The 21,013-nt window shown below is 52.6% G+C and carries 21 protein-coding genes; 9 read left to right on the forward strand and 12 right to left on the reverse strand.

From position 1 onward, the window contains the following. The first annotated feature begins 210 nt into the window (after positions 1-210). The 4 genes from ACFO3I_RS00715 to ACFO3I_RS00730 all read left to right on the forward strand — a co-directional run bounded on the left by ACFO3I_RS00715 (position 211) and on the right by ACFO3I_RS00730 (position 2,797). A complete protein-coding gene (locus tag ACFO3I_RS00715; protein ID WP_377330902.1) occupies positions 211-567 on the forward strand; it encodes a MerR family transcriptional regulator in 357 nt (118 codons plus the stop codon). A 347-nt stretch (positions 568-914) separates the two neighbouring features. Then, on the forward strand, positions 915-1,877 hold the full coding sequence (locus ACFO3I_RS00720; protein ID WP_377330903.1) for a hypothetical protein: 963 nt from the start codon (positions 915-917) through the stop codon (positions 1,875-1,877). 213 nt (positions 1,878-2,090) lie between these two features. After that, positions 2,091-2,582, forward strand: coding sequence for a hypothetical protein (locus ACFO3I_RS00725; protein WP_377330905.1), 492 nt, complete (start codon positions 2,091-2,093; stop codon positions 2,580-2,582). Next, complete coding sequence (locus ACFO3I_RS00730; RefSeq protein WP_377330907.1) at positions 2,582-2,797, forward strand: helix-turn-helix transcriptional regulator; 216 nt, start codon at positions 2,582-2,584, stop codon at positions 2,795-2,797. The genes ACFO3I_RS00725 and ACFO3I_RS00730 overlap by 1 nt, the downstream gene beginning before the upstream one ends. A gap of 91 nt (positions 2,798-2,888) precedes the next feature. Here the strand turns inward: ACFO3I_RS00730 and ACFO3I_RS00735 are convergent, their stop codons facing one another. From ACFO3I_RS00735 to ACFO3I_RS00745, 3 genes are all read right to left on the reverse strand, one after another. Then, positions 2,889-3,080: a hypothetical protein gene (locus ACFO3I_RS00735; protein WP_377330908.1), complete on the reverse strand. Its 192-nt coding sequence runs from the start codon at positions 3,078-3,080 to the stop codon at positions 2,889-2,891. A 74-nt stretch (positions 3,081-3,154) separates the two neighbouring features. After that, complete coding sequence (locus tag ACFO3I_RS00740; RefSeq protein WP_377330910.1) at positions 3,155-3,346, reverse strand: hypothetical protein; 192 nt, start codon at positions 3,344-3,346, stop codon at positions 3,155-3,157. Further along, the gene (locus ACFO3I_RS00745; protein ID WP_377330911.1) at positions 3,303-3,914 is read right to left on the reverse strand and encodes a nucleotidyltransferase domain-containing protein; all 612 of its coding nucleotides are present in this window, start codon (positions 3,912-3,914) and stop codon (positions 3,303-3,305) included. The genes ACFO3I_RS00740 and ACFO3I_RS00745 overlap by 44 nt, the downstream gene beginning before the upstream one ends. Before the next feature lie 325 nt (positions 3,915-4,239). On the opposite strand from ACFO3I_RS00745, the gene ACFO3I_RS00750 reads away from it, so the two are divergent. Beyond that, positions 4,240-5,001 carry a HipA family kinase gene (locus ACFO3I_RS00750; protein WP_377330913.1) on the forward strand — a complete coding sequence of 254 codons (762 nt, stop codon included), beginning with the start codon at positions 4,240-4,242 and terminating at the stop codon, positions 4,999-5,001. Further along, positions 4,998-5,867: a hypothetical protein gene (locus ACFO3I_RS00755; protein WP_377330914.1), complete on the forward strand. Its 870-nt coding sequence runs from the start codon at positions 4,998-5,000 to the stop codon at positions 5,865-5,867. Before ACFO3I_RS00750 ends, ACFO3I_RS00755 begins: the two co-directional genes overlap by 4 nt. 19 nt (positions 5,868-5,886) lie before the next feature. Here ACFO3I_RS00755 and ilvA read toward each other — a convergent pair whose 3' ends face one another. The 4 genes from ilvA to ilvG all read right to left on the reverse strand — a co-directional run bounded on the left by ilvA (position 5,887) and on the right by ilvG (position 11,799). Beyond that, positions 5,887-7,527, reverse strand: a complete 1,641-nt coding sequence (gene ilvA, locus ACFO3I_RS00760; protein WP_377330915.1) for a threonine ammonia-lyase, biosynthetic — start codon at positions 7,525-7,527, stop codon at positions 5,887-5,889. 3 nt (positions 7,528-7,530) lie between these two features. Beyond that, entirely contained in the window at positions 7,531-9,384 is a 1,854-nt protein-coding gene (ilvD, locus tag ACFO3I_RS00765) for a dihydroxy-acid dehydratase (protein WP_377330917.1), read from the reverse strand. Positions 9,385-9,883: 499 nt separating this feature from the next. Continuing rightward, positions 9,884-10,141 carry an acetolactate synthase 2 small subunit gene (gene ilvM / locus ACFO3I_RS00770; protein ID WP_377330918.1) on the reverse strand — a complete coding sequence of 86 codons (258 nt, stop codon included), beginning with the start codon at positions 10,139-10,141 and terminating at the stop codon, positions 9,884-9,886. Continuing rightward, the gene (gene ilvG / locus ACFO3I_RS00775) at positions 10,138-11,799 is read right to left on the reverse strand and encodes an acetolactate synthase 2 catalytic subunit (protein ID WP_377330919.1); all 1,662 of its coding nucleotides are present in this window, start codon (positions 11,797-11,799) and stop codon (positions 10,138-10,140) included. The genes ilvM and ilvG overlap by 4 nt, the downstream gene beginning before the upstream one ends. Before the next feature lie 653 nt (positions 11,800-12,452). Between ilvG and ACFO3I_RS00780 the strand changes: the two genes are divergently transcribed. Next, complete coding sequence (locus ACFO3I_RS00780) at positions 12,453-12,713, forward strand: DUF1289 domain-containing protein (protein WP_377330921.1); 261 nt, start codon at positions 12,453-12,455, stop codon at positions 12,711-12,713. An 82-nt stretch (positions 12,714-12,795) separates the two neighbouring features. Then, positions 12,796-14,439, forward strand: coding sequence for a sensor histidine kinase (locus ACFO3I_RS00785; RefSeq protein WP_377330923.1), 1,644 nt, complete (start codon positions 12,796-12,798; stop codon positions 14,437-14,439). Here ACFO3I_RS00785 and ACFO3I_RS00790 read toward each other — a convergent pair. Continuing rightward, positions 14,411-15,295 (reverse strand): LysR family transcriptional regulator, encoded by an 885-nt coding sequence (locus ACFO3I_RS00790; protein WP_377330925.1) that lies wholly within the window; start codon positions 15,293-15,295, stop codon positions 14,411-14,413. The two genes, ACFO3I_RS00785 and ACFO3I_RS00790, sit on opposite strands and share 29 nt — an antisense overlap. Positions 15,296-15,487: 192 nt before the next feature. Here ACFO3I_RS00790 and ACFO3I_RS00795 point away from each other — a divergent pair, with 192 nt between their 5' ends. Then, positions 15,488-16,246 carry an SDR family NAD(P)-dependent oxidoreductase gene (locus ACFO3I_RS00795; RefSeq protein WP_377330927.1) on the forward strand — a complete coding sequence of 253 codons (759 nt, stop codon included), beginning with the start codon at positions 15,488-15,490 and terminating at the stop codon, positions 16,244-16,246. Between the two features lie 69 nt (positions 16,247-16,315). Here the strand turns inward: ACFO3I_RS00795 and ACFO3I_RS00800 are convergent, their stop codons facing one another. The 4 genes from ACFO3I_RS00800 to rsuA all read right to left on the reverse strand — a co-directional run bounded on the left by ACFO3I_RS00800 (position 16,316) and on the right by rsuA (position 20,965). Beyond that, on the reverse strand, positions 16,316-18,004 hold the full coding sequence (locus ACFO3I_RS00800; protein WP_377330928.1) for an alpha-amylase family glycosyl hydrolase: 1,689 nt from the start codon (positions 18,002-18,004) through the stop codon (positions 16,316-16,318). Between the two features lie 153 nt (positions 18,005-18,157). After that, positions 18,158-19,138 carry a catalase family peroxidase gene (locus ACFO3I_RS00805; protein WP_377330930.1) on the reverse strand — a complete coding sequence of 327 codons (981 nt, stop codon included), beginning with the start codon at positions 19,136-19,138 and terminating at the stop codon, positions 18,158-18,160. Between the two features lie 125 nt (positions 19,139-19,263). Next, positions 19,264-19,992, reverse strand: a complete 729-nt coding sequence (locus ACFO3I_RS00810) for a complement resistance protein TraT (RefSeq protein ID WP_377330932.1) — start codon at positions 19,990-19,992, stop codon at positions 19,264-19,266. A gap of 280 nt (positions 19,993-20,272) precedes the next feature. Then, positions 20,273-20,965, reverse strand: coding sequence for a 16S rRNA pseudouridine(516) synthase RsuA (rsuA, locus tag ACFO3I_RS00815; RefSeq protein ID WP_377330933.1), 693 nt, complete (start codon positions 20,963-20,965; stop codon positions 20,273-20,275). Positions 20,966-21,013: the final 48 nt, after the last annotated feature.

The raw sequence follows: 21,013 nt of genomic DNA on the forward strand, positions 1-21,013 counted from the left end.
GACCAGCCCTTTTGGGTCGCTCTTTATGGGGTCAGGTCTTGTATTTTGCATCCCAATTCAAAATTCAAGACCTGACCCCATATCCGGAAGCCAACACCGCTATCACACGAATGACGACGCAGACAGTGTAAAGCTTCAACCCAGGTTGAGAGTCAAGTCCTTCTGTGCCAGTATCCGGCAAAATAACTCATTGCTGTCGGAGCCTTTGTTATGTACCGGATTGGTCAGCTTGCCAAATTGCTGAATGTGTCGGAATCCAAGCTGCGTTTTCTGGAAGAACAAGGCGTGATCCACTCGGTGCGGCAGGCCAATGGTTACAGGTATTACAACGACGACAACAAAGAACGGCTGGAAATTATCTTAAAAGCCCAGCAAATGGGCTTTAGTCTGGCAGAAATTCGTGCCGTGCAGCGTAAGCACGGCAGCAAAGAACACCCGGTGGATTGCCAGTTGTTAGTGCCGATGCTGCAGCAAAAACTGCAGGAGCTGGACCAGCAAATGCAGCAACTGCAACAGCAGCGCCTTGAGATGCAGCTATTGGTGGAACAACTGGCGAAACCAGCCTAACGCGCAATAACTCAGCCACATCACCCCAAATGGGGTCAGGTCTTGTATTTTGCGTCCCCATGCAAAATACAAGACCTGACCCCCAGTTTCTATATAAGAAAACTCTAAAAAACCCTGTCGCACCCAAAATACCCCTCTATACTTTCATGCGAATTTCGGTACAGCGTTACTCTCTGTGTCCAGGTTAACGACTTCCAAGTGAGCTGCAGCAAAGTTAAGTCCCCGATAATTCACTGAAAACGAGCAAGCATACCGGCCTTTTGCCGGGCCGCTACTTTGTCAAAAATCAGTAAATACAGTCCCAGTCCGCAGTGCACTGCCCATTTACTGACACACAAGGAAACGTCATGAACTATAAAAAAGTACTTCCATCACTGACCATCCCCCTGGTGTTAGCTGGCTGTTCAAACACCTACCACAACAAAGATGCCGACTTTTTCGACGTCAAACCAACGCCGCCGTTGCACCTGCTGGAAGTTGCCAACGACGACAGAAACCTGGATACAACCCTGAACCTCGACTACGCCATTACCGACGAAAAAGTGTATCGCTTTACCTATCTGGTGGAAGACACCATGCGTAAACGGGTCGACCATGGCCGCAAATGGGAAGAAGGCCTGTCGGCCATGCAGGTGATCCTGGCCGCCTTTGCGTCGGCCTTTTCTGCGTCTACCGGGGTTCACCCCGACGTAGTGACCACCCTGGCGGGCCTGAGCGCGCTGACACCAGATGTGGCCACTATTATTAACGCCGGCGGCAAAGCCAAAGCCTATGCACAGGGCCTGGAGCTGATTGAAGCCGCTAACGCCAACTATATCCGCGCGCGGTCCGAAGCGGCCGCAGGCACCGGCACCAACATTATTCCAGCCACTTTAACGCCAGAGGGTGCGGCGTTATTTGTCAGCGTCATGTCAACCTTAAAAGTGATGCGCGACGCCCTGTTACAGACACTGCCGACCGAAGAAGACTTAGCCAAAGCCACAGGTAAATACAGCCTGTTTGCGCTGGACACCAACCAGCTGACCATCACCCTGCCAGCCACCACCCCAGCCAAATTATTTGCCACCCCGGCAGACCTGCCCTTTACGCTGACCGAAGATGGCCAGGCGTATTACACCAAGGTGGTCAGCGTGGTACGGGGAGTCAAAGCCGTGCAATGCACCTCAGACGCGCCCGCAATTGCCGAGGTAAGCAACTGCGCTGACAACGCCGTTACCATAGTGCCAAAAGCCGAAGGCACTGCCGCCATTACCGTGGTCAGTGACAACGGCAGCCGAGCTATGGTTAGGGTAGAAATTAAGAAAAGCTAAAATTTAGCCCGCCAAGCTCAAACGGGGTCGGTCTTTGTGGGGGTCAGGTCTTGTATTTTGCGTCTCGATGCAAAATACAAGACCTGACCCCCTTTTGTTATGCGCCATCCGAAACCGATACCTTTAGGTATCAAAAATCATTGACATTGATACCTAAAGGTTCCAATATGATACCCGAAGGTATCAAAACTCAGTAAAAAAGGAAGGTTTATCATGGCTACATGGACTATCGAAGATCAGGAAAATTGCGTAAAAGCTTCACATGTTGGCGCACTCTTTATCGCGCTTATGACAGGCTTCACACTGTTAAAAGACATCAGTTTGTATTGGTTTGAACAGCCTGCCGTCAGTGATATTTTCGGCTTTGGCGTAGCGTTTTCGTTGATTTATTTTTTATACCAAGTGGCCAAACAACCCAAGTTTCTGTCCTATGGCTGGCGGATCCGGGAAATATGCGGCGACTTTCAGGACGAGTATTTGCGCAGCCGTTTTCAACGTGCCACCACACTCGCCTATACGCTCACCATCACAGTGGCTTTTGCAGGTTACGTGGCAACCCATCTGATCATCAAAAACGGTGACCCACAGTGGGTCGCTTTTCAGCCCTTCCCATTGCTGACTGTATTTGTCGGCACCCTGAGCTTCTACCTGAGTTTGCGAACCGTGCTGGATGAGCAGGACGAGCCCGCTGAGGAACAGCCGTAATGGAAGAGCTGGCCCTGCACAACAGAATTGCCGAGCTGCGCGCCTCCAGAGGGCTGTCGCAGCAACAACTGGCCGACGCCATTGGCGTATCCCGCAAAACCATCAGCACGGTAGAAACCAGCCGTTTTACGCCCTCGGTGGTAATAGCTCTGCAAATGGCACGTTATTTTGACGTGCCGGTAGAGCAGATATTTAGCGTTGACGGTTTTCGTTAAGCCTAAATACCCGCAAAAGCCATATGGGGTCAGGTCTTGTATTTTGCGTCACCATGCAAAATACAAGACCTGACCCCAGAACATTTCGTACTTAACCTCTTCGACCTTTCCCCCCCTGCAACCACTGCTTTACCATCCCTAACAATTCATTGGCCTGTTTCAGGCATTCGGTCACGGCAGCGTCTGTCACTAAATCACCGGAATAGTCGGTGACATTGCGCTGCTTACGCAGTGCATCCAGCACAATCAGCCGATCGGAGCTAATCCCTACGGTTTTTACCAACGACTGCAACCTAGCGACAGCGAATTCAGAATAGTGACATGATGGCCGGGTTTGCTGGTTAACGTACGAAAACCCTAGTGCTGCAATGCGGCATTGGCCAACTGCATAATGGCCTTGTAAGCCACATCAAAGCGGTTTTCGTTGCTCAATTGGGCAAAACCAGCATCTTGAATATTGCGTTCTGCCGCCTGTAATAGCCGCAAAATTTGTGTTGGGTCGGGGTTAATTCGCTCCAGCGTGGAGCCTATCAAGTTGTCTAAGGTCATCCTTGTCTCCTAGCACCATCAGTAATGGGCTGGTCAGTAATTCGGTGATAAAGCCCGAATTGCTGGCCTGCGCCTGAATCCATTCAGGCACTGAATATAGCTTAGGGTTAATTTCGCGGCCAAGTTGCTGCTGCAGCGGATATAACAGCTTCACAGCGTCAGCAAAGCTCAAGTCCCCAACCAGCAAAAGGTCAATGTCACTGCTGGCCGTGGCTTTGCCGCTGGCCTCTGAGCCAAACACAGCAGCAACCAACAACTGCTGCTGAACAGGCTGTAACGCCAGGCGCAGTTGTTCAGCCAGCCCGCTGGTTTTACGCAAAATAGCGGCCAGTTCGTCAAACACCGGGCACTGGCGGTTGGCCTGATACCACAACTGATTGCCTTGTTGCTGGCAGCTTAAAATGCCAGCCTCAGCCAGTTTGCTGAGTTCTTTATGCAAGGTGCCGGGCTGCGTATGGGTTAAGCGGGCAATTTCACGCACATGGTACGCCTGCTGCGGCTGCAGCAATAACAACCCAAGCACCTGTCGCCGGTACTTGGTAAACAACAACTCCGCTAATGCATTCACTGCCCACACCCAAAATGAAGCAAATTTAGCTACGAATGTAGCTTTATTGGCTTCGATATTCAAGCCAGCGCAACAACGAAAACCCGTACCGAAAAACTGCTTGCCGTTTTTGCGAGGCTGCTTTACCTTGGTTTTATTAACGTAACAACAATGTGTTGCAGGTTGCCGGAAAAGGATGTTTGGGCAGTTTGATTTTCAGGCGTTATCCGCTTTTAACTCTTCCGCTTTAAGTATCCAATTTCTGCTTTATAAAAGACTTAACCTTTGGGGCACGGGGCAAGACCTCAACCCGTTGTGTTGTGTGTTGGAATGAATGGGAGTTAACTTGGAACAAGTTGAAATTGGGTTGATGCTTCCTGGCGCAACTTTGTTTAACGACCTAAATATAAATAAAACCTGGAAAGCGCATGTTAAGACCCATGAGCAAGTAGTTGTTGCATATGTGAAGCTTTTATCTCCAAGAAAACTATATATTGAATGCTTATGCGCGGTTATTGGACGATTTCTTGGGCTTCCAATACCAAAGCCGATAATAGTCAAAGTTAGTTCGGATTATTCAGATGATATTCCAAGTGGACAATTTGCGCTTGGCTATGGTTCCGAAGACGCCAGCTACCCGAGCTTTCGGCGCCATGTAAATAATGAGGAAGCCATTCTGAAGCTAGAAGAATTCTCTAAAACATTAGACATTGGCGTATTTGACGAATGGATAGCCAATTGGGATAGAAATATTGGGAATATCCTTTATGATGGCGGTACAGCGTTTTCATTTATTGACCATGAAAATGCAATTAACGAAAACCTGCTTTCGGAGCAACCAGCGAATAAAAATCAAATAGTTGATGCAATTTACTCCAAAAAAAGTGAATTCGAAAAATATAAGTTACTCCGAATTGTTCAGTCTACAATTACACCACCATATGCAACCCTTCCTCTATCACTTGTATCTGAGAAGACTTACGCAGGCTCATATTTGTCAGAGGAAGAGATCTTACAAGTCATCGACTTTTTAGAAAATCGCACAAACGTTTTGGAAAAATTATTCAGCAACCGGTTGAGACTCAAACAACAAGAGATGGCGATATGAACACGCTAGAATCACTTTTCCCCTCAAATCCAAATTATGCAGGCCGCTGGCATGCAATTTATTTAGAACCAATTGTTGGTTCCGGTGAAAAGATATCTATAGGCGTTTTAGCTATTGGCGCAGATAGCCAGTACAAGGTTATTCAAGCTATTCGTGCCGAGTTATTGGATTGCTTATATGGCTCCCAGGCAGAAAATATGCAGTCTATGATTGATTGGGTTTTGACATCTGCAAGAGAGGAACTTAAACAACATGGGACCATTTGTAAGTGGTCACCACCATTTAGTGGAGTAAAACTCAGCAAGGAATATCAAGCAGCAGACGAAAATATTGAAGGCATATTAAAACAAGCGATTCGATTTACATCTAGCCTTAGTACATTAGCTTTGGATGCTGAGCGAGAAGATGACGAATATCAACCGAGAAAATACTCGGAGCATTGGACCAAAAGCATTTCGGATGAATTAAAAATCATCGCCCCTCACTTTGGCTCAAACTTCAACAGAAAAATTAAAGTTGGTGATGCAAACATACTCACAACATATGGTTTTTTGACTGATCAATATGTGACGAACTTTGGCCTGTTAATACCAACAAGACTTTCAGCATCACTCAATACTATTAAAGCAAAGTTGTTCGATTTAGAAACACTCAAGCGTTCAAATCTATTAATCAAACCAGAAAAATACGAAATAATAATTGGAACACCTTCATTCAATGACCCAACTTTGTCAGACAAATCTATAAAACGGTTGAAAGAAACATTAGGGATGATCTCAGAGCTTTCCGAAGACGAAAATATCGGTTTATTTCAAGCGGAGAGTGCGAGCCAAGCGGCAAATCATATTTTTGAAGTTGCCGCTTGATTTCGATTACATCCGTACCCTAACCGGCCGCCGTCAAAAACGCTCTATAAGCCCCATTACTCGTGACCAGCCGGTATTCGTAGCCGAGCTGGTCTAAATGCCCGGCTATCTCTGAATGATCAGCTATCTCAAACCCCGCCAATACGTCGCCGGTCGCGGCGCCGTGGTTGCGGTAGTGAAATAGCGTGATATTGCATTCATCGCCCAGCGTGGTAAGGAAGTTCATTAGCGCTCCGGGGTATTCCGGGAAGTTAAACTGGTACAGCTGCTCTTGCACTAAACGCGGTGGCATACCGCCCACCATATAACGCACGTGCAGTTTGGCCAGCTCGTCGTCGGATAAATCCTGAAACTCGTAACCGGCGTCGGCTAAGGCCTGGGTGACCTGCGCCAGCTCTTCAGCGCCGTGGCGCAGCTTAATGCCAACAAAAATATGGGCTTTGTGGTCGCTGGCGTAGCGGTAGTTAAATTCGGTAATGGCGCGCCCGCCTATGGTTTGGCAAAAGCGGCGGAAGCTGCCTTTTTGCTCGGGAATAGTTACTGCAAACACTGCTTCTTTTTTCTCGCCCAGCTCGCAGCGCTCCGACACATACCGCAGGGTGTCGAAGTTTAAATTGGCACCGCTCAGTACTGCACTCAGCTGCTGGCTGTGGTCAGATGAAGCGGCGTATTTTTTCAGGCCCGCCAAACTCAGCGCCCCGGCAGGTTCGGCCACGGCGCGTAAGTCATCGAAAATGTCTTTAATGGCGGCGCAAATTTCGTCGCTGGACACGGTGATCACGTCATCACAATACTGCTGCGCCAGCTTGAACGTCTCGGAGCCAATGCGTTTAACCGCCACGCCGTCGGCGAACAGCCCTACTCTGTCTAACGTCACTGGTTCACCGGCCTCAAGTGCCGCTTTTAAGCAAGCGGCGTCGTCGGGTTCTACCCCTATTACTTTTACGCCCGGCATCACGGCTTTAATGTACAGCGCAATGCCCGCCACCAGCCCGCCGCCACCGACGGGCACAAAGACCGCGTCCAGTTTGTTGTGCTGGCTGAGCAGCTCTTTGGCGACAGTGCCCTGGCCTGCGATAACGTCTGGGTCGTCGAATGGCGGAATATAAGTGGCGCCCTGCTCGGCCGCCAGCGCTATGGCGTGGCGGTTGGCTTCGTCAAAAGCGGTGCCGTGTAGCAGCACTTTGCCACCCAAGGCTTTCACTGCATTTACTTTAATTTCTGGTGTGGTAATGGGCATCACAATAGTGGCGTTGAGGCCCAGTTTACGCGCCGACATGGCGACGCCCTGGGCGTGGTTACCTGCCGAAGCACAGATTACGGCGGCGCCCGGCTGCTTCTCTTTTACCTTGCACAGCTTATGAAAAGCGCCACGCAGCTTAAAGGAATACACCGGCTGCATGTCTTCACGTTTTAAAAACACCTGATGGCCCAGCCGCTGGCCTAACTTGGGCATGGCCTGCAGCGGGGTTTCTACTGCCAGTTGGTACACTGGCGATAGCAGAATGTCACGCAAATAGGCTTGCTGCTGCGCTAAATCGGCCGCTGGTTTGTGCCAATAGGTATGGTTAGCCACGCCAGGCGCGGCATTTTTTACCTGGGGTGCGGCGGCAGTTTCACGTTCTACCGTAACCGTAGTCAGCGCAGTGGCATCCATCATGCGTTAGTCCTGTTCCAGTTTGGATAAATCACGCACCGCACCTTTGTCGGCGCTGCTTGCCAGCATGGCGTAGGCTTTTAATGCCGGGCTCACATAACGCTCGCGGTTGAGTGGTTTCCAGCCCAGTTTGCCTTTGGCGTCCATGGCGGCGCGGCGCGCGTTCAGCTCAGCGTCGCTAATTTCAATGGCAATACGGCGGTTTGGAATATCAATAGCAATGCCATCGCCTTCTTCTACCAGCGCAATAGCACCACCGCTGGCAGCTTCGGGTGACACGTGGCCAATAGACAAACCCGACGTACCGCCAGAGAAACGGCCGTCGGTGATCAGGGCACAAGCTTTACCCAAGCCCATCGACTTTAAGTAGCTGGTGGGGTACAGCATTTCCTGCATGCCCGGGCCGCCTTTTGGCCCTTCGTAGCGAATCACCACCACGTCGCCCGCCACCACGCGGCCCGCTAAGATGGCGTCTACCGCGCTGTCCTGGCTTTCGAAAATACGAGCGCGGCCGTTAAACACCAGGTTCTCTTTTTCTACCCCGGCGGTTTTCACAATACAGCCATTGGGGGCCAGGTTGCCGAATAACACCGCCAGGCCGCCGTCCTGCGAATAGGCGCCTTCCTTGCTGCGGATACAACCGTCAAAGCGGTCGTCGTCCAGCGTGGGGTAACGGCAGTCCTGCGAAAAGGCCTGAGTGGTGCGAATACCGGCCGGGCCTGCGCGGTAAAAGTCGTGCACTGCCTGGTCTTTGGTTAAGGTAATGTCGTAGCGGCTGATCACATCGCCCAATGAGCTACCCGCCACATGCGGTGTGTCAGGGTTCAGCAGGCCAGCGCGTAATAACTCGCCCAGAATGGCAATCACACCGCCGGCGCGGTGCACGTCTTCCATATGGTACTTTTGGGTGGAAGGCGCCACTTTGGACAGGTGCGGTACAATGCGCGACAAGCGGTCAATATCGGCCATGCCAAAATCTACTTCGGCTTCCTGCGCCGCTGCCAATAAGTGCAGCACTGTGTTGGTCGAGCCGCCCATGGCTATATCCAGCATCATGGCGTTGTCAAAGGCAGTTTTATTGGCAATGTTACGTGGCAAAGCGCTGGCGTCGTCTTGCTGATACCAGCGGTTGGTCAGTTCCATAATGCGTTTACCGGCGTTGATAAACAGCTGCTTACGGTCGGCGTGGGTGGCCAGCAAGCTGCCGTTGCCCGGCTGGGCCAAACCCAGGGCTTCGACCAAACAGTTCATCGAGTTGGCGGTAAACATGCCTGAACAGGAACCACAGGTAGGGCAGGCACTGCGCTCAATTTTTTCGCTGTCAGCGTCTGTTACATTCGGGTTGGCAGCCGACACCATAGCGTCGACCAGATCCAGCTTGATGATCTGATCCGACAGCTTGGTTTTACCGGCTTCCATCGGGCCGCCCGACACAAAGATCACCGGAATATTCAGCCGCAGCGCGGCCATTAACATGCCCGGCGTGATTTTGTCGCAGTTGGAAATACAGACCATGGCGTCGGCGCAGTGGCCGTTCACCATATATTCCACCGAGTCGGCAATAATTTCGCGCGACGGCAGGCTGTACAACATACCGCCATGGCCCATCGCAATACCGTCGTCAATGGCGATGGTATTGAATTCTTTGGCAATACCACCGGCTTCTTCAATGGCTTCCGCCACCAGTTTGCCTAAGTCGCGCAAATGCACATGGCCCGGCACAAACTGAGTAAAAGAGTTCACCACCGCAATAATAGGCTTACCAAAGTCGGTATCTTTCACGCCAGTAGCCCGCCATAAGGCGCGGGCACCGGCCATGTTGCGGCCTTCGGTGGTGGTGGCTGATCGTAACTTTGGCATGCTTAGGTAACTCCAATTTGTTTGGTTCCCCTGCGTACTTGGAACCGCAGCGTTGTTGACTTCGCTCTTCGCCCCAGTCACATAGTTCACTATGCTCCTGGGGCCTCACTCGCTTGTCGCCTAGCTGCAGCCCCAATTACTTTGGGGTGCATATAGTTTGTTTTTGCCCTGCTGCCTTGCCGCCGTAGCTTTGTTGCCTGCGCTCTTCGCTACTACGCCAATGCATTTGGGCTGTATTTTGTTTGTTGGCCCAGCCTAAAGCTGGGTTTTATCAATTTGTCTTTTTCAAGGATGAGCACCTCACCCTCTACTGCATAGCTCAACTTGCTAACTGGGTTGCTGTGTTCCATAAAGCGACCGTTGAGCGCCAGGGACGGCGCGAAACGAGCCCCCCAGGGATGGGTTCACGGGCGTGTCGCTGTTGGAATGCAGCAACCCTTTGCAGCCGATCCATCTACTCAGTACCACTAAACCCACCGAACCCAAACAACTCAACCCATCAGGCCCGCATCGAACCGGCAGCACCTGCCGCTTTGCACTCTAAATGCTGCACGTCGTACAGCTTGGCCAGCTGATTAGTCAGCAAGCTGATTGGCTTGTCGCTGTTAATAGACAGCGTCAGCAGCAGGCCGCTTAAATCCGCCAATGGCTTCATTTCAAAAGAGGCCAGCTCAAAACCACGGTAGCGCGTTACCTGCAACACCCGCTCCAACGCCACTTGCTCATTATTGGTGTGTATCGTTAAAACATGGTTCATTTGCTTGCTCCCGTTAACATATCCTGATTGGCGGCGCCCGGCGGTACCAGCGGCCAGACATTGTCTTTTTCATCAATGCGTACATGCAGTAAATAAGGCCCTGGCCAGGTAAACATGGCTTCCAGCGCCGGTAACACCTCGTCTTTGCGGCTGATGCTGTGGCCTGGTATCGCAAAAGCCGCCGCTAACGAGACAAAATCCGGGTTGTCCGACAAATCAGTTTCGCTGTAGCGCTCGTCAAAAAACAGCTCTTGCCACTGCTTCACCATGCCCAGTTTCTGGTTGTCGACAATGACAATTTTCACCGGCAGGCGGAAACGCTTGATGGTGCCCAGTTCCTGCACGTTCATCATAAAAGAGCCATCGCCGCTCACCGCGATGACCGTATCTTTTGGCCGCGCCAGCTGAGCGCCAATGGCGGCCGGTAAACCAAAACCCATAGTGCCTAAACCGCCGCTGCTTAAATGGTTGCGCGGGCTGGAAAAGCTCATATGCTGCGCCACCCACATTTGGTGCTGGCCCACGTCGCAGCACACCACGGCGTTGTCGGGCGCGCGGTCGCTTAATTGCTTCAGCATTAAAGGCGCAAAAATCTGCTCACCCGGGTGGTCGTAGCGCCAACCGTGCTGTTGTTTCAGGCGTTGGCAATGCGCCAGCCAGTCGGCGCAGTAAGTGGGTACTGACATCGCTGGCAGCAGCTCACACAAATCGCCCAGCATGGCGCAATCGGCACGGCGTAACTTGTGCAGTTCGGCCGGGTCTATGTCTATATGGATCACTTTGGCGTCGGGTGCAAAAGCGGCCAGTTTGCCGGTGACGCGGTCGTCAAAACGCGCACCTAAACAAATCAGTAAATCACATTGCTGCACCGCAAAGTTGGCGGCCTGGGTGCCATGCATACCCAACATGCCCAGGTAATAGGGGTTGCTGGCTGCCACTGTGCCCATGCCTTTTAAGGTGGTGACAGACGGCATGGGGCTTTGCGTTAAAAAGGCATTCAGCTCTGCTTCGGCGCCCGCCATATGCACGCCACCGCCAATGTAGGCCACCGGCTTTTTCGCGCCCTGGATCAATAAACGCGCCTGGTCTAACGCCGCCACCGGCAAGTGGGCTGGAGGCTCAGCGGCTTCGTTGTCGGCTACTAAACGGGGTTTTAACTGCACTTCAGCCAGTTGAATGTCTTTGGGAATATCCACCAGCACAGGGCCTGGGCGACCGGAGACGGCCAGTTTAAAGGCCTGGTTTAAGGTGGCTTCCAGCTCTGCCACGTCGCGTACCATAAAGCTGTGTTTGGTCACGCTCAGGCTTAAACCCAATACGTCGACTTCCTGAAAGGCGTCGGTGCCCATCACGGCTTGCGACACCTGGCCGGTAATGGCCACCACAGGCACTGAGTCCAATAAGGCGTCGGCTAATGAGGTAATTAAGTTGGTAGCACCAGGGCCTGATGTCGCCATACAAACGCCAATTTTGCCGGAGCTGCGGGCATAACCAATGGCCGAAAACGCGCCGCCTTGTTCATGGCGACACAGGTAATGTTTGACGTTACTGCCGTACAGTGCGTCGTAAATAGGCATAATGGCACCGCCGGGGTAGCCGAACACATGTTCAACTCCTTGTTGTTCCAGCAGGTTAATTACCAGTTCTGCGCCTTTCATACCCCATCCCCTTTTTGGCCTTCGTGCTTGGCGCTGCGGCTTTGTTGAATACTCTCCCGGCACCGATTTGGATGCTGGACGGGCGGGGGTAAACCCCGCCCCTACGTATTCATCTAGCCTGCAACGCCAATTACTTTGAGCTCAATTTTCTGTGTTGCTGTTACCGTTACAACAAAACCTGTTTCGAACTTTTCGGGGACCTTAAAAACACAAAACCCCCGAACCTTTCGGTGCGGGGGTTTTGTTGAGAATTTTTTGCTGCTTAAAATTCCAAACGCGATCCCCCGCAGTGACTAATCACCACGAGCACGAGGACCACAATAATGTTCAGAATTGAAGCTAAACGCATTTTTGTATTTTAACTCTTAGGTTAATTTGCTGATTTTCAGCACTGGGTTGTTCACCTCTGTGTGCTGTCCGGCGGTGTTTTTACGTTGTGCCGGAAAATTGCGCTATTAGAAATAGCCGTCTAAACATCTTTAGTCAACAACTATTTTTGCTTTTTGCCGCGTTTTGTAAAAAAATTACAAGCCGCACAGGCAGTTATCTGAGCGGTGCTGTGGTCAAACAAAGTAGTCAGGCAATCCCTTTGTCACCTTGTGGCGCAGCCAACACAACTGCAACTTCAAGGGCGACGGGGATAAAGAGCAGGTATGGATCAGTTAGAACTATTCGACTTACCCAACCCCTGTATTGGGGTATGCCAAAGCAATAACCGCGGTTATTGTGTGGGCTGCCTGCGCTCGCGCGATGAACGCTTTGGCTGGCACGACAAGCCGGTGGCGGAACGCGCCCGTATTCTGAAGCTGCTGGAACAACGCCGCGCCCGCCGCGACGCCGCCCGACTGGCCGGTAAACCGGACAGCAACCTGGAAGCCGATGCCAACCCGACTCCTGACCTGTTCGGCTTCTGACCGTTTCACCAAGGGGTACACCGATTGCGCATTCTGAGCGCAATGGCTACAGTGGATTCAGAACATTTCCTGGAAATCAGCAGTGTCCGCCATTTTATCCCAGTCATCCGAAATCCTTCAAAAGCAACTTCTGCATATCCGTGGCGATTTTGCCAATGCCTTATGGCGTAACTTTGCCCTGATTTCGTTGTTTGGCGTGCCGTTGTCTTGCCTGCGGGCGCTCAATACCGGCTGGTTGCCGCTGTACAACCTGCATATTGCGGTCGGATTGGTGTTTGTTGGCGGCGTCTGGCTGCTGCCGAAGCTGACGACCGCACTCAAAGGCGGTTTGCTGATCCTGCTGTTCTGGCTCATTGGTCTGCCGGGCGCCATGCACTTTGGTTTTGCCTCGCCGGGCATCTGGTGGCTGGTGCTAAGTTGTGTGGTGTCGCATCTGTTGTTCCGGCCCCTGGTCACTGTGCTGCTGGCGGTGACAGCCTCACTGAGCCTGTTCGGCCTGGCGCTTGGCTTTATTTACGGTTACCTGAATGTTCCGTTCAGTGTGCGTTCTTATATGACAGACCCAATCGCCTGGGCCACCTACCTGACCGTCAACTTTATCGCTTTTGTGGTGGTGTTCCGCACAGTGGTCAGCCACAGCGCGGCGCTGCAGGCCTACGCCCAGCATCAGTTCCGTCAGTGGGTGGAAGATTTGCCTTTGGGTATAGTGGTACTGAATAAACTGGGCCAGCCTTTTTACCGCAATAAAACCGCGCAGCAGTGGTTTGGCGCTGAGCCCCCCCAACTGAACCTGCTGTTGGGCCAACAGGCCTGCCCGCTAGACGACAGCCAGTTGCCGGAGCAACGCGCCTTATCGGGCGAGCGGGTGCAAATGGATAACCTGCAGTTGCAGCAGGGCCATGACGCCCGTTTATTGCAGGCCTGGGGCCGGCCGGGTTATAACCCGGATGGCGCTCTGAGCTTTGGTATTGCGGTCTACGAAGACATTACAGCCCGTAAAAAGCTGGAGCAAGTAAAAGACCAGTTTGTCTCGACCGTCAGTCACGAACTGCGCACCCCACTAACGTCCATCCACGGTGCACTGAAACTGGTGCTGGGGAATGCATTGGGCGAGCCGCCAGAGAAAATTCGCGCCATGCTGGAAATTGCCGAACTGAACAGCCAGCATTTAATTCGTTTAATCAATGATTTACTGGACATTCAGAAAATTGAAGCAGGCGAGCTGGCCTTTGACCTCAGCCGGTTTCAGCTGGGCCCCTGGCTACGCACCGCGGTGCAGCAACTGTCAGGTTATGCCATCAGTCATCAGGTCAGCTTTGAGCTGGCAGAACCTGACTGCTCCTGCTGGGTAAACGCCGACAGCAACAGGCTGATGCAGGTGATGGGCAATCTGCTGTCCAATGCTGCCAAATTCTCTCCGGCAGGTGCTGTGGTACAGATCCGGCTTCAATGCCTGGAAAATGGCTGCCGTATCGCCATTGCCGACCAGGGCCCAGGTATTGCTGACAACTTTAAAGAGCGGATTTTTCAACCATTCAGTCAGTCCGATACCTCCGACCGGCGCCAGTTTGGTGGCACCGGCCTGGGCCTCAGCATCAGCAAAGCGCTGGTGGAAAAACATGGCGGAACGTTGTGGTTTGAAAGCATTGCCGGCCAGGGCTGCACCTTTTACGTCGACCTGCCGGCAGCAGAGCCGCCTAAAACTGCTGACTTAGCCAGTCACTGAAAACCCGCAAATTTCGGCTCACCAACTTCCGGTGTGCATACAGCAGATTGACCGGCATGGCGGGCGCATTAAAGTCGGTCAGCACTTGCACCATAGCGCCACTTTGCAGATGGGCTCTGGCTCCGCTTTCCGGCACCTGAATTATACCTAGCCCAGCCAGACAAGCTGCACTGTAGGCTTCGGCGTTATTCACTGTGATCTGGCTCTGCATGCGGATGCGCTGCACACCGGAGCCTTGCAGGTATTCAAATTCAGCCGCTTGCCCGCTGAGTTGCTGGCTGTAATTCACCAGTTGGTGCTGGCTTAAATCGTCCAGCCGCTCAGGTTTGCCAAAACGCTGAATGTACGCCGGGCTGACACAGTTGATTTGCGGCATCTGCCCCAGCGGCCGGGCGATCAGGCTGCTGTCTTTCAGCTCGCCAACCCGCACTATGGCGTCAAAGCCTTCGGCGATTAAATCCACCCGCCGGTCTGTGCTCGACAGCTGCAAGTGCAACTGCGGATGCTGCTGTAAAAAATCCGGTAAGCGCGGCAATACCAGGTTTTTCGCCAGCCCTGTCGGCATATCGATACGCAACACGCCACTGAGTTGCTGGTCGTCGGCTTTAAACAGGTGCTGCAGCTCGTCAAACTCCGCTACCAGCTCGCTACAGCGGCGCAGATACAACTGGCCTTCATGGCTGAGCTCGACCCTTCTGGTGGTGCGATGCAACAACCGGCTGCCCAGGCTCTGCTCCAGCTGCTGTACCGCCTCTGACACTGAGGTTTTCGGCAAACCAAGCTGCTCAGCGGCCCGGCTGAAACTGCCCAGTTCCGCCACCCGCTGAAAGATCTGCATCTGCAAAATTCTGTCCATCATTCCACCACTTTATCCAAACATTGCGAACAGTGATTCCGAATTTAGCGAGTTTATCCAATTATTCCACACAATATACTAATGAACGTCAATAACGCATTGGGGTCAGGTCTTGTATTTTGCATCACAATGCAAAATACAAGACCTGACCCCAGACTGATGGACCCACACAACCCACTGAGGAGCACGACCATGACGACTAAAATTGCATTGATTACCGGTGCCAGCCGGGGTTTAGGTAAAAACGCTGCGCTGGCGTTAGCCAAAGCTGGCCATGATTTGGTGATCACCTACCATAGCCAGGCAGACGCGGCCGCTGCTGTGGTACGAGAGATTGAATCCCTTGGCCGCAAAGCGGTTGCACTTCAGCTGGACACCAGCAACATTGCAGGATTTGCCGACTTTTCCCAGCAATTAACTACTGTTTTACAACGGCATTGGCTGCGCGACCACTTTGATTATCTGGTGAATAATGCCGGCACCGGTATGCACACCGCCATCAGCGACACTACGGCGCAGCAGTTTGACGCCATGGTGAATGTACATCTAAAAGGCGTGTTTTTCTTAACCCAGACCTTGCTGCCACAACTGAATGACGGCGGCGCTATTCTCAACCTGTCGAGTGGTCTGGCCCGCTTTTCGCTGCCAGGTTATGCCGCTTACGCCATGATGAAAGGGGGCATTGAGGTGTTCAGCCGTTATCTGGCGTTGGAATTAGGACCACGCCGCGTTCGGGTGAATACCTTGGCGCCTGGCGCAATTGAAACCGATTTTGGCGGTGGTGCAGTGCGCGACAATGCAGGTTTAAACCAACTGATTGCCTCACAAACCGCACTCGGTCGGGTGGGTTTACCAGATGATATTGGGGGAGCTGTTGTTACGCTGTTGTCAGAGCAAAGTGGCTGGATTAACGGCCAGCGCATTGAAGCCTCGGGCGGTATTCACCTTTAAATGAAGTGGGGGGTCAGGTCTTGTATTTTGCGTTCCAATGCAAAATACAAGACCTGACCCCCATAGGTTTTAGCTTTGCCAGATTTGCAGCTGGTACGCACCCAGCTCTGGTGTGTCGTCTTCCTGCCAACTGATTGACAGTCCGGCCGGTACCAATGCTGCCGGAATGGCCTGCGCTTCAGCTGACAGGTTCAGTAACATCACGGACTGCTGCTCACCTAAAGTCCGGGTCAGTTTCAGCAATTTGCCTTCAGCCAGCAGTTCGGCCTGGTAGTCTCCGGCAATCCCAAACTCTGGCCGTTTTTTCTGCGCAATCAGGAATTTATACAAAGACCAGACTGATTTCGGATCTTGCTGCTGCGCCGCTACTGTAGTGGCAGCTTTCAACTGCTGTGCTAAAAAGGGTGCCCACCAGCTGGTATCGCCTTGTGGCGGAAACAGGTTGTCTGACTGCACCCAGACTTTATCCGCTGCAGTAAAACCCGCCTGATTGGAGCCGTCCCAGAACATCGGCGAACGACGGTGCATATGCTCTTTGTCTGACGCCTGGGTCAGCGCAATTTCTTCGCCGTAATAAATGTAGGTGGTGCCTGGCGAGGCAAATAACATCGCGGCCGCCAACTTAGCTTTGTTGAAGTCCTGGCCTAACTGCCAGGCCAGCCGTGGCTGATCGTGGTTGGTCAGGAAGGGGCTGAAAAACTCAAAAGGCGCACCTGACGCTTTGCGCTGCTCAAAGTTGTCCTGCAGGATATTGCCTGTGGTTTTGGCCTCGCTCATAGTGCCGAATTCAGCGTTTTGTGCCCCGGCGTTTAAAAGCTCCAGCACTTTGTAACCAAAGTCAAAATCAAAACCTGCGTCCAGGCCTTTGCCTTGCCCCCAATAGCGGGCGGCCACCGGAATATCGACCCAGGCCTCAGCCACTAAATAAGCTTCCGGGTTAATGCTTTTGACGTACTGAGTAAAATCGACCCAATAATCAATGGTCTGCTGGGTATCGGCCCGTTCCTGCGGGCCGTTTTCGATGGCGTATCGCACCGCGTCCAAGCGGAAACCAGCCACCCCTTTGTCCAGCCAGAATTTGGCGGCCTTTTTCATTTCGGCAATAACATCCGGGTGGGTCAGATTCAAATCCGGCTGGGATGCACCAAAGGCGGCGTAGTAATAGGCTTTGCGCTGTTCGTTCCAGTGCCAGACCGCTTCAGGTTTCACTTCCTGACTCCAGGCCGGGCCCCAGCCGTCCTGCGGCAACTCATCACGCCAGATAAAGTAGTCTTTGTACGGCGCTTCGCCAGCGGCCGAACGCTTGAACCAGTCGTGTTCGCTGGAGATATGGTTGATCACCAGGTCCAGAATCACATTGATATTTTTGCTTTTGGCGTCCTGCACCAGCTGCTCAAAATCAGCCATGCTGCCGTAATCCTGCTCCACCTGATAAAACTGGGTGAAGTCGTAGCCATGGTAAGACGGCGCTTCAAACATCGGGGTCAACCAGATGGCGTTGATGCCTAAATCCTGCAGGTAAGGCAGCTTGGCCTGAATACCTTTGAAGTCGCCAATGCCATCACCGTTAGTGTCATAAAAACTGCGTGGCCAGATTTGATACACCACAGCGTCTTGCCACCAGTGTTTGCTGTGTTCAGCCACCACCGGGTTTTGCACTGCAGCCGCGGTGCTGGTTGTTGGAGGAGTGTCGCCGCTTTTTCCACAAGCACTGAGCGCCAGAGCCAATGAAAGCGCCAGCAAGTTATGTTTGAGCATGATGTCTGATCCCTGTTGCAAGCACATTATTGTTGCCGCGCCCGAGCCAGCTCCGGCTCTGGGTCGCGACAGATTTTGCCCCAGCTTAGTCAAAAAGCTGGGGCTGGGCCAGACTGAATACGAATGCGAAGCCGCTGAACGCGGCCAAAAGAACTATTGGCCGGTCAGGCGTTTACCAAAGGAGATGGCGTAGGCAGGGGAACGCATCGCCAACACAGGGTCAGTACTGGCGCGCACGCCTTTGCTCAGCACATTGGGGTCAAAATTTATGCCGGTACAGGCGTCGCCGCCCTGGCTCTGAATGCTGAGCTCGGCAATATCCAAGGTTTTGCGGCCGGCTGGCCAGCTTTGCGACGGGTCGGTTTCACTGTCTCCGGCTTCGCCCAGCACCAGTTGCATAGTCCAGCGTATCGCCCCCTGCTGCAGCCGCTGTGCCAGTCGCTGCTGTAAAAAGTCCTGCGGTGGCGCTTTAATTTCTGCGTCGGTCAGCCCTTTGATGCCGTCTGCAGGAACAAACTGCCAACGCACTTTATGCTCTACGCCGCTGCTGTCGGTCAGGAAAAAACTGTGAATGCCAAAATAGGACGTAGTGGCATAACTCCAGGGTGGGGAGTTTTTTTGCAGGTACTCGGCTTGTGGCAAGGTGGATGGATTGGCCTGACGGAAGGCCTGAATTTTGGCCAGATCAGGTTTGCCGGTAGCCGGGTCCGGTAGCGAGCTTTTCAGCAGGCCTAAAAACACATCCGGGTCTTTAGCGCCAAACACCGGGGTACTCAGCATGGCAAAATGCTGCAGCTCGCCATTGGGGCTTTTCAGTTGCAGGGCCAGTCCGCGTGGGCTGCGGCTGTTTTCCGGCGCTTTCGGGTTGCCGCCAGCCATCGAAAAACGCGCCGTGACCGGCACCTTAGTCCCGGTTAACCAGCTGATTTGGCTGAACTGCTTTGCCGCAGGCAACGCACTGAACTCGCCAGCAGCACAAAAGCCTTTAGCGTGGCCTTTGCGTTCGCCTTTGTGTTCGCCAAACAGCTTGGCGAAGGTATCAATGAAGTCTGTTGGGGTGGCAGGTTCTGCCCTCAATCCGGGGCTTAGGACCGGGCTTAGGACCAGCAGCATGGCAATAGTTAATGGCTTCATTTCAGGAATCCTGTTGCAGTTGTAAACACCCTCAACAGACCCTGAGTGCAGCAGATATCTTTCGTTAGGCGAAAAAAAAAGCCGGAAGTGCTTGGGACACGACCGGCCTAAGGGAACAACAAGACTTACAGGATGCCAGAGATAGAGCGGATTAAGCCCTGAACCAGTGCAGGCTCTGCCTCTGTGTATTCCATATTGACCTGATTGGCCGTCGACATAATGCGGGTCTGATAACGTTTCCACTCGGTTTCTTCAGTGGAGCTGACGTTTTTATAACCGCTGTTACCTTGCTTCAGTGCCGCTTTGTTTTCTTCAACAACGACTACGCCTTTTTTCGCCCGTTCAGAGATCTGCAGGTCGGTGATAATGCTGTAATGCACGTCTTTGACTAAAGCATCAGCCGCCAGACCAATCAGCGCACCACCTACTGTGGCGGCTGCACGGCCACTGCCGCTGCCAAACTGGTTACCGATAGCACCGCCCACTAAAGCGCCGCCAAAACCGCCACCGAAGGCTTCGTTCTGCGCACGCAGGTCAGTCTCACCGGCTTGCAACACATTGGCCTGTAACAGGAAATTGGCCTGTTCAGGGTCACGCACCACGCGGTAGCCCTTCGATTGCACCGCTTCAACAATGAAAGGTTCCAGGCTTAACCCTTGTTTATCAGAGGTGTTACGCACCTGCACATACACGGTCCGTTTATCGTCAGCGACCGGGTCTAAGAAGATGGTGTCAGACATTTTGGTCTGCACATCCAGGTTCCGTTTGCTGATGGCAGTGTGGGTTGCGGAGCAACCAGATAACGCTAATGCACCAACCACCAGGGCTGCTGCGGCAAATTTCAACTTTGACATACATAACTCCATAGTAACTGTCGTAAAGACCTGCTTAGTTTATACGGACAGCCCTTGGCTGAGCTTGTACATCGCTAAAAATATTTGTAACAGCTTGTGCTGTTGCTGCCGTTTCAAAGCAATAGTAATGCTAGGTCTCTGAACCGTTTCTGAATAATTGACGAGCGTTCGAACAATTTATCGACAGCGCAGAAAACGATTGGGGTCAGGTCTTGTATTTTGCATTGAAACGCAAAATACAAGACCTGACCCCAAAGTTACGACAGCCCCGCAACCCGATTCAACGAAACGAGGCCACCTCTTCCGGTGTCAGAAAACGGTAGTCACCTTCGGCCAGGCTGTCGTCCAACACTAAAGCACCTATTTGCTCGCGGTGCAGCTTTTCCACCTTATTGCCAATAGCAGCAAACATGCGTTTCACCTGATGGTAACGGCCTTCGTGAATAGTCAGCAGCGCCTGCTGTGGCTCGACAATTTCCAGCTGAGCCGGTTTGGTCAGTGCTTTTTCGCCGCGCAGCAGCACGCCTTCAGCAAAAAGAGCAATGGCAGACTCCGGTACCGGATCGGCCAGCCAGACCCGGTAGGTTTTGGCGCAGTGATGTTTAGGGGAGCTGATTTTATGCGACCACTGACCATCGTCGGTGATCAGCACCAAACCTGTGGTGTCTAGGTCCAGCCGGCCAACCGTATGCAAACGCTCGGTCAATGGCTCATCCAACAGGGTGAATACCGTGTTGTGGTCCGGGTCGTCGGTAGAGCAGACATAACCAGCGGGTTTATGCAGCATGATGTAACGTGGCCCCATCAACTGCAGCTCTTCGTCATCCAGACTGACTTTGTCTTCAGGCTTCAGCTGTAACGCAGGCTGCTTCACTCTGGTGCCATTCACTGTCACCAGACTCTGCCGGATCAGCTTGCCCGCCTGACTGCGGGTCAGACCTGTGCAGTCACAAATAAACTTATCTAATCGCATCATTGGCTTCCTGTTTCTGCTGTTCAGTCTAACCAGAAGCCAGCCACA

It is taken from the genome of Rheinheimera marina (assembly GCF_042654345.1).
In the GTDB taxonomy this organism is placed as follows: domain Bacteria; phylum Pseudomonadota; class Gammaproteobacteria; order Enterobacterales; family Alteromonadaceae; genus Pararheinheimera; species Pararheinheimera marina.

What these genes read in the sequence shown, in the direction of transcription:
- rsuA (WP_377330933.1), bottom strand. Translation starts at nt 20,965, where the DNA reads ATGCGATTAGATAAGTTTATTTGTGACTGCACAGGTCTGACCCGCAGT.
- ACFO3I_RS00800 (WP_377330928.1), bottom strand. Translation starts at nt 18,004, where the DNA reads ATGCTCAAACATAACTTGCTGGCGCTTTCATTGGCTCTGGCGCTCAGT.
- ilvD (WP_377330917.1), bottom strand. Translation starts at nt 9,384, where the DNA reads ATGCCAAAGTTACGATCAGCCACCACCACCGAAGGCCGCAACATGGCC.
- ACFO3I_RS00725 (WP_377330905.1), top strand. Translation starts at nt 2,091, where the DNA reads ATGGCTACATGGACTATCGAAGATCAGGAAAATTGCGTAAAAGCTTCA.
- ACFO3I_RS00720 (WP_377330903.1), top strand. Translation starts at nt 915, where the DNA reads ATGAACTATAAAAAAGTACTTCCATCACTGACCATCCCCCTGGTGTTA.
- ilvG (WP_377330919.1), bottom strand. Translation starts at nt 11,799, where the DNA reads ATGAAAGGCGCAGAACTGGTAATTAACCTGCTGGAACAACAAGGAGTT.
- ACFO3I_RS00780 (WP_377330921.1), top strand. Translation starts at nt 12,453, where the DNA reads ATGGATCAGTTAGAACTATTCGACTTACCCAACCCCTGTATTGGGGTA.
- ACFO3I_RS00715 (WP_377330902.1), top strand. Translation starts at nt 211, where the DNA reads ATGTACCGGATTGGTCAGCTTGCCAAATTGCTGAATGTGTCGGAATCC.
- ACFO3I_RS00790 (WP_377330925.1), bottom strand. Translation starts at nt 15,295, where the DNA reads ATGGACAGAATTTTGCAGATGCAGATCTTTCAGCGGGTGGCGGAACTG.
- ACFO3I_RS00795 (WP_377330927.1), top strand. Translation starts at nt 15,488, where the DNA reads ATGACGACTAAAATTGCATTGATTACCGGTGCCAGCCGGGGTTTAGGT.
- ilvM (WP_377330918.1), bottom strand. Translation starts at nt 10,141, where the DNA reads ATGAACCATGTTTTAACGATACACACCAATAATGAGCAAGTGGCGTTG.
- ACFO3I_RS00740 (WP_377330910.1), bottom strand. Translation starts at nt 3,346, where the DNA reads ATGACCTTAGACAACTTGATAGGCTCCACGCTGGAGCGAATTAACCCC.
- ACFO3I_RS00805 (WP_377330930.1), bottom strand. Translation starts at nt 19,138, where the DNA reads ATGAAGCCATTAACTATTGCCATGCTGCTGGTCCTAAGCCCGGTCCTA.
- ACFO3I_RS00810 (WP_377330932.1), bottom strand. Translation starts at nt 19,992, where the DNA reads ATGTCAAAGTTGAAATTTGCCGCAGCAGCCCTGGTGGTTGGTGCATTA.
- ACFO3I_RS00730 (WP_377330907.1), top strand. Translation starts at nt 2,582, where the DNA reads ATGGAAGAGCTGGCCCTGCACAACAGAATTGCCGAGCTGCGCGCCTCC.
- ilvA (WP_377330915.1), bottom strand. Translation starts at nt 7,527, where the DNA reads ATGATGGATGCCACTGCGCTGACTACGGTTACGGTAGAACGTGAAACT.
- ACFO3I_RS00755 (WP_377330914.1), top strand. Translation starts at nt 4,998, where the DNA reads ATGAACACGCTAGAATCACTTTTCCCCTCAAATCCAAATTATGCAGGC.